The following is a 527-nucleotide window of genomic DNA, read 5'->3' as shown; positions in this document are numbered from 1 at the left end:
GCCAGCACCAGGTGGACGATGTTGTCCGCCATGTCGTGCTCGCCCCACGTGATGAAGATCTTCGTGCCGAACACCTTGTACGTGCCGTCGCCCTGCGGCTCGGCGCGCGAGCGCACCAGCGCGAGATCGGAGCCCGCCTGCGGCTCGGTCAGGTTCATCGTGCCGGTCCATTCGCCCGAGATCAGCTTCGGCACGTAGCGCTGCTTCTGCTCGTCGGTGCCGGCCGTCAGCAGCGCCTCGATCGCGCCGTCGGTCAGGAGCGGGCACAGCGCGAACGACAGGTTCGATGCGTTCAGCATCTCGATGCACGGCGTCGCGATCAGCTTCGGCAGCCCCTGACCGTCGTATTCGGTCGGATGCTGCAGCCCCTGCCAGCCGCCTTCGACGAACTGGCGGAACGCTTCGCCGAAGCCGGGCGTTGCGGTCACGACACCGTCCTTCCAGCTGCTCGGGTTGCGGTCGCCTTCGACGTTCAGCGGCGCCAGCACCTCGCCGCAGAACTTCGCGGACTCGTCGAGCACGGCCTG

Annotated in this window: 1 protein-coding gene; it reads right to left on the bottom strand. The window is 67.7% G+C overall.

The features are described from left to right. Window positions 1-527: acyl-CoA dehydrogenase family protein (locus BCO18175_RS40440; protein WP_174989403.1), on the bottom strand; the 527-nt coding region annotated here is incomplete at both ends.

It is taken from the genome of Burkholderia lata, assembly GCF_902499335.1.
Taxonomy (GTDB): Bacteria; Pseudomonadota; Gammaproteobacteria; order Burkholderiales; family Burkholderiaceae; genus Burkholderia; species Burkholderia lata_B.
Note: the sequence above shows the minus strand (reverse complement) of the source record. Positions and strands in the feature narration are given on the sequence as shown.